Genomic DNA, 5,626 nt, shown 5'->3' with positions numbered 1-5,626 from the left:
TCTACACCCTAGGGTGCGTCGGCAGCGTCAGAGGTGTTTAAGAGACGGGATTGAGTGGGCTGCGGAGGGTTGCGGCGCCGCTCGTGGTGTCCGGCCCTTGCGGGGTTGCGGTCCGGGACCGGCTCAAGCACCTGACTGCCGAGGACGAGAAAGTGCTGCGTCTGGTCGGTGACCATCTGGGCAGGCTGGCTTGCCTGGACCTGAAGATGCGGTGCGCGGCAGGGCTGGAGCATGACACTGAGCAGTGGGCCGAGCGCAAGCGGGCTCTGACACGGGCGTCCTCTTCGCGGTGGGCCGGGTCGATCACGAAGGCCACCCACGATCAGTGGGCGCTGGCCCGACGCAGCCAGCTGGCACACATCCAGAGCCTTCAGGCGGGGGTGCGCACGATCGCGCACCGGCTGTCCCTCCCAGTCGGTGAGGCGGGCAGCAAGCGGGCTCCAGGGGGCTACCGCAGCAAGCGGGAGTGGTTCGCCAAGACGCGCCGCCTGCACGTGCTCACCGACCGGCTCCAGGCGGCCCGGGCGGACTGGGAGGCCGGGCGCGTGCATGTGGTGCGCGGCGGGAAGCGGCTCTTGAACACCCGCCACCACCTGCAGACTGCCCAGCTGAGCGAGGAACAGTGGCGCACGCGGTGGCAGGCCGGGCGCCGGTTCCTCGCAGCCGACGGCGAGAGCGGCAAGCGGTTCGGCAACGAGACCATCCGTGTCACCCCCGGCGGCGAGGTCTCGATCAAACTCCCCACCCCGTGGGCACATCTGGCGAACGCCCCGCACGACCGGTACGTGCTCGCCTCAACGGTGGCCTTCGCGCACCGGGGCGAGCAGTGGCGCGACCGCATCCAGGCGAACCGAGCCGTCGCCTACCGCATCCACGAAGACACCGCACGCGGACGCTGGTACCTGACCGCCTCGTGGACGATTCCCCCGGTGAAGACCGTGCCCTTGGCGGCGGCCCGCGCTGGCGGGCTGGTTGGTGTCGACACCAACGCCGACCACCTGGCCGCCTGGCGCCTCGACGCGCACGGCAACCCTGTCGGCGAGCCCTGCCGGTTCGACTACGACCTGTCCGGCACCGCACAGCATCGCGACGCCCAGATCCGGCACGCCCTGATCCGCCTGCTGCACTTCGCCGAACGCCACCACCTCGCGATCGCGATCGAAGACCTCGACTTCACCGCAGAGAAGACCCGCGAGAAGCACGGCCGCCGCAAGAAGTTCCGCAACCTCATCTCCGGCATGCCCACCTCCAGGCTGCGGGCCCGGCTGGTGTCGATGGCGGCCGAACTCGGCATCACCGTCGTCGCCGTCGACCCCGCCTACACCTCCAAGTGGGGCGCCCAGCACTGGCAGAAACCTCTTACCACCCACAACCGCAAGACCACTCGCCACGACGCGGCAGCCGTGGCGATCGGCAGGCGCGCCCTGGGACACCCGATCCGGCGACGGACGGCACCGCCCCCTGCTCACCGGAGTGATGAGCAGGGGCATCGGACCGCCCAGGCCAGATCCGGCATTCCCGGGAGTGAGGAACCCCGCCCCCGCATTCCCGGACCACGGACACGATCCGTGCGCGCCGGATACGGAGCGAACGCGGGGAACCAGGAAGCCCAACACCGTTCAGGGCGTCCGGCTGAGCATGAGCCCTGGCACCAGGACTCACTCCCGCTCAGTCTCTAGGAACGGTACGCGTACGGCACCAAACGCCATCTGTCCTTCGCGGGCGCGACGGTCTTACCCCGGGCCCCCCGGGCTCCCGGCGGAACGCCCCATTCTGCAGACAATCCGCAAAATACTCCGCCCGGCCGTGTCCTCGGCACGTGTCAGACGGTTATGCGCTGTGGGGGAGCTCCGCGTCGGAGGCAAGGAAGCAGGAAAGCAATGCGTGTTGGAAGTTTCGTGTTGGCGGCCCAGTTCCCCGGCCAGGGCGAGGGAGAGGCGCTGCACCGCGCTGTCCGCTCGGCCGAGGTGGCCGAGGAGGCCGGGCTCGACGCGGTCTGGCTGGCGGAGCACCACTTCGTGCCGTACGGCACCTGCCCGTCGGCCATCACCCTGGCCGCCTTACTGCTGGGCCGCACCCGCCGCATCCGGGTCGGCACGGCGGTCAGCGTCCTGCCCACCGTCCACCCCGTTGCCCTCGGCGAACAGGCGGCGCTGCTGCACCACACGAGCGGCGGCCGTTTCACGCTCGGCGTCGGCCGCGGCGGCCCGTGGGTCGACCTGGAGGTGTTCGGCGCGGGTCTGGAGGCGTACGAGAAGGGGTTCCCGGAGTCCCTGGAGCTTCTGGTGCGGTGGCTGCGCGAGGCGTCCGTGGCGGCCGACGGGGAGCGCTTCCACTTCCGTGAAGTCCCGGTGGTGCCCCGGCCGTCGGAGGCTCTGACCGAGGCCGCGGGCCCTGAGCTGGTCGTCGCCTGCACCTCGCCGTCGAGTGTGCGGCTGGCAGCCGAACGGGGGCTGTCGATGCTGCTCGGAATGCACGTGGGGGACGAGGAGAAGGCCGAGATGATCGCGCTGTGGCGGCAGCACGCGCGGGCCTGCGGCCGGACGTGGGAGGAGATCCTGGGCGCGTCCCATGTGTCGGCCGGCGTCTGCCAGATCGCGGACCGGCGGGTCGACGCGGCGGAGACACTGATGAAGGCGATGCCGGGCTGGCTGAAGCAGGGCCTGGAGGCTCACGTCACGGTCGACGGGCGCACACGCCGGATGCGCGACCCGCTGGCGTACACCGAACTGCTCTGCGGACTGCACCCGGTGGGCACCCCGCGGCTGTGCGCGGACCGGCTGGCGGCGACCAGCGAGCGGACGGGCATCTCGCGCTTCGCGCTGCTCGTCGAGGGCTCCGGGGACCTGGCGGCGACCGAGGAGAACGTGCGGCGGCTCGGCGCCGAGGTGCTCCCCCAACTCGGTTGAGAGCCCGGTGGGTTCCTGGGGCTTGCCGCTCCGGTACAGAGCTGCACCTCCCGCGTACGGAGCGGCAAGCAAGCGGCGCCGCGTCAGCAGTCCCGGAACTCGGGTGACTGGTTGAGCACCTGGCTGCGGACCGAGGTGAAGCGGCCCAGCTTCTCGTCGACCGAGGAGTCAAGCGGGAACACGGCCACCCGGTGGCAGTTCTGGAAAGCCAGCCGCACACCGAAGTGCCGTTGCAGCGCGCCGCGTATCGCGTCACTCGCAAGCGCACGCAGCAGCTGGCCGCGTGCCTGCTCGTCCGGCGGGGGCGTCTGGTTGTCGGCGAACGCGCCGCCGTCCACCTTCAGCTGGGCCACCAGTGAGCTGATCATCTCCCACGCATAAGGCAGGGAGGTCCGGACGCAGTCGACGAATTCCGCTTCGTCGACCTCGCCTCGCTCGGCCTGTTCGAGTAGGGCCGGTGAGACGTCGAGCGACATGAGTTCTCCTCTCGCACCCCCGATGAGCAGGGGTTGCCGGACAGATAGGGGGAGCTCGCGATACCGGACACGCTGCGTACACGCCTCGCGACCTCCCGTTCATACGGTAAGCAACGGACGGTGACGGCACCAGGAAAATGCGCAGATGAGACACTCCCGCTGAGCACACCCTGCACACAATCGGCCATTACCGAACACGTGTTTTCCAGGGCGAATCGCGTCGACAGGCGCCCGTCGAGTAGCGTTGCCGACCATGCGTCTCGTCATTGCCCGCTGCTCCGTGGACTACGCCGGGCGGCTCACCGCCCACCTTCCCTCGGCCCCGCGCCTGATCCTGGTGAAGGCGGACGGCAGCGTCTCGATCCACGCCGACGACCGGGCCTACAAGCCCCTGAACTGGATGTCGCCGCCCTGCACCCTGAAGGAGGGCACCGGCGAGGAAGAGGGCGTCTGGACCGTCGTCAACAAGGCGGGCGAGAAGCTCATCATCACGATGGAGGAAGTCCTCCACGACTCCTCGCACGAACTGGGCGTCGATCCCGGCCTGATCAAGGACGGCGTGGAAGCGCACCTCCAGGAGCTGCTCGCCGACCGCATCGAGACACTCGGCGAGGGCTACACGCTGATCCGCCGCGAGTACCCGACGGCCATCGGGCCGGTCGACATCCTGTGCCGGGACGCCGACGGCAAGACCGTCGCGGTGGAGATCAAGCGGCGCGGTGAGATCGACGGCGTGGAGCAGCTCACGCGCTATCTGGAGCTGCTGAACCGCGATCCCCACCTCTCCCCGGTGCGCGGTGTCTTCGCGGCCCAGGAGATCAAGCCCCAGGCCCGCGTCCTCGCCACCGATCGCGGCATCGGGTGCCAGGTCCTCGACTACGACGCGCTGCGGGGCATCGAGGACGACAAGCTGCGGCTGTTCTGACAGCCGTACGACGACGAACAGGGCCGGGTCCGCGGAACGGACCCGGCCCTGCCGTGTGTACGGGTGTCAGATCACCGTCTCCGGGCCGCTCGGCGTACCCGTGGTGCTCTGCGACGCGCTCGCGGTGGCGCTCGTGGGAGCGCTCGGCGCCGGACCGCTGGCCGAGTCGGAGGTGGACGGGCTGGTCGTCGGTGGCTCCGAGGTGGGCGGCTCGGACGTCGGAGGCTCCGAGGTGGGCGGCTCGGACGTCGGAGGCTTCGACGTCGGGGGCTTGGACGTCGGAGGCTTCGAGGTCGCGGGCGGCTTGGACGTGGACGGCGGCTTGGTCGAGGACGACGGCGGCTTCGACGGCGTCGCGGACGTGCTCGGGTCCTGCGAACCGCTCGGGGAGTCCGAGGGCGTCGGGTCGTCCGAGGTGCCGGGTGTACCGTCCGGGCCCGGGTCCGTCGGGCTGGGGGCCGCCCCGCCGTTGTTCCCGTCGCCGTCGCCGGCCGGCCGGTCGGCGCCGAGGCTGCCGTCGTTGATGCCCTGGCTGGCGGACGGGTTGACGCCGACCTGGTCGGACGGCGGGTTCGGTTCCTTGTCGGAGGTGGCGCCGAGCGTCACCACCGTGCCCAGGACCGCGACGAGCAGGGCACCGGAACCGGCCGCCACGAGGTTGCGCCGGGCCAGGCCCTTGAGGCCGCCCCGCGCCCCCCGCGAGGGCGCGGGCGAGCTGCGGTGCGTGACCAGCGCCGGGGAGGACGGCTGCTGAAGCCTCGGGAAGGCCGCCGAAACACCGCCGGGCGGGGACGCCGACTCCTCGCCACGGGCGTCGGGCACCTCCTCCCCCGCGGTCGGCCCGAGCCCGATCGGCGTGCCCGAGCGGTCGGCGACCAGGGCAAGGGCACGGCGGCCGGCGACGGTCCCGCGCTTGTCGGCCAGGGCGCCGCGCAGGCCGATGGAGGCCTCCAGTTCGGCGCGGGCCCGGTCGAGCTGTCCCCCGCACAGGGCGAGGACACCGATCTCGTGGTGGAAGTAGGCCTCTTCGCCGACGTCCCCGGCGAGCCGGGCGGCCTCGGCGCCGGCCCGCAGGGCCCGCTCCCAGGCGCTCCAGTGCAGTCCGGCGGCGAACGCGGGGGCGGCGGTGCGGGCCAGGTGGACGGCCGCGCTCTCCTCGTCCTCGGCGGGCGGGCGGGTGGCCGGTCCGAGGACGGCCAGTGCGGCGAGCACCGCGTCGGCCTCGGCGCACACGCGCTCGGGGGTGACCGAGGGGTGCCCGGCCCACCAGGAGTAGTGCCTGTCTCTTATGCACATCTGACGCTGCCGACGAACTC

4 protein-coding genes and 1 pseudogene are annotated in these 5,626 nt (G+C 71.4%); 3 read left to right on the top strand and 2 right to left on the bottom strand.

From position 1 onward, the window contains the following. The first annotated feature begins 50 nt into the window (after positions 1-50). Positions 51-1,679, top strand: coding sequence for an IS200/IS605 family element transposase accessory protein TnpB (locus C1J00_RS37045; protein ID WP_102913308.1), 1,629 nt, complete (start codon positions 51-53; stop codon positions 1,677-1,679). Between the two features lie 201 nt (positions 1,680-1,880). Next, positions 1,881-2,909: an LLM class flavin-dependent oxidoreductase gene (locus tag C1J00_RS37040; RefSeq protein ID WP_102913307.1), complete on the top strand. Its 1,029-nt coding sequence runs from the start codon at positions 1,881-1,883 to the stop codon at positions 2,907-2,909. Between the two features lie 83 nt (positions 2,910-2,992). On the opposite strand, the gene C1J00_RS37035 is transcribed toward C1J00_RS37040, so the two are convergent. Then, positions 2,993-3,385 (bottom strand): SCO5389 family protein, encoded by a 393-nt coding sequence (locus tag C1J00_RS37035; RefSeq protein WP_030246492.1) that lies wholly within the window; start codon positions 3,383-3,385, stop codon positions 2,993-2,995. 253 nt (positions 3,386-3,638) lie between these two features. On the opposite strand from C1J00_RS37035, the gene nucS reads away from it, so the two are divergent. Next, positions 3,639-4,310, top strand: coding sequence for an endonuclease NucS (nucS, locus tag C1J00_RS37030; protein WP_180989840.1), 672 nt, complete (start codon positions 3,639-3,641; stop codon positions 4,308-4,310). Positions 4,311-4,376: 66 nt separating this feature from the next. Here nucS and C1J00_RS48610 read toward each other — a convergent pair. After that, positions 4,377-5,626: pseudogene (locus C1J00_RS48610) on the bottom strand (ATP-binding protein); the annotation flags it as partial.

The sequence above is a fragment of the Streptomyces cahuitamycinicus genome (assembly GCF_002891435.1).
Lineage (GTDB): Bacteria > Actinomycetota > Actinomycetes > Streptomycetales > Streptomycetaceae > Streptomyces > Streptomyces cahuitamycinicus.
This window is presented reverse-complemented; position numbering and strand designations above follow the sequence as displayed.

Excerpts from the sequence above, each read along its gene's own strand:
- C1J00_RS37040 (WP_102913307.1), top strand. The coding sequence starts at position 1,881 with ATGCGTGTTGGAAGTTTCGTGTTGGCGGCCCAGTTCCCCGGCCAGGGC.
- C1J00_RS37035 (WP_030246492.1), bottom strand. The coding sequence starts at position 3,385 with ATGTCGCTCGACGTCTCACCGGCCCTACTCGAACAGGCCGAGCGAGGC.
- nucS (WP_180989840.1), top strand. The coding sequence starts at position 3,639 with ATGCGTCTCGTCATTGCCCGCTGCTCCGTGGACTACGCCGGGCGGCTC.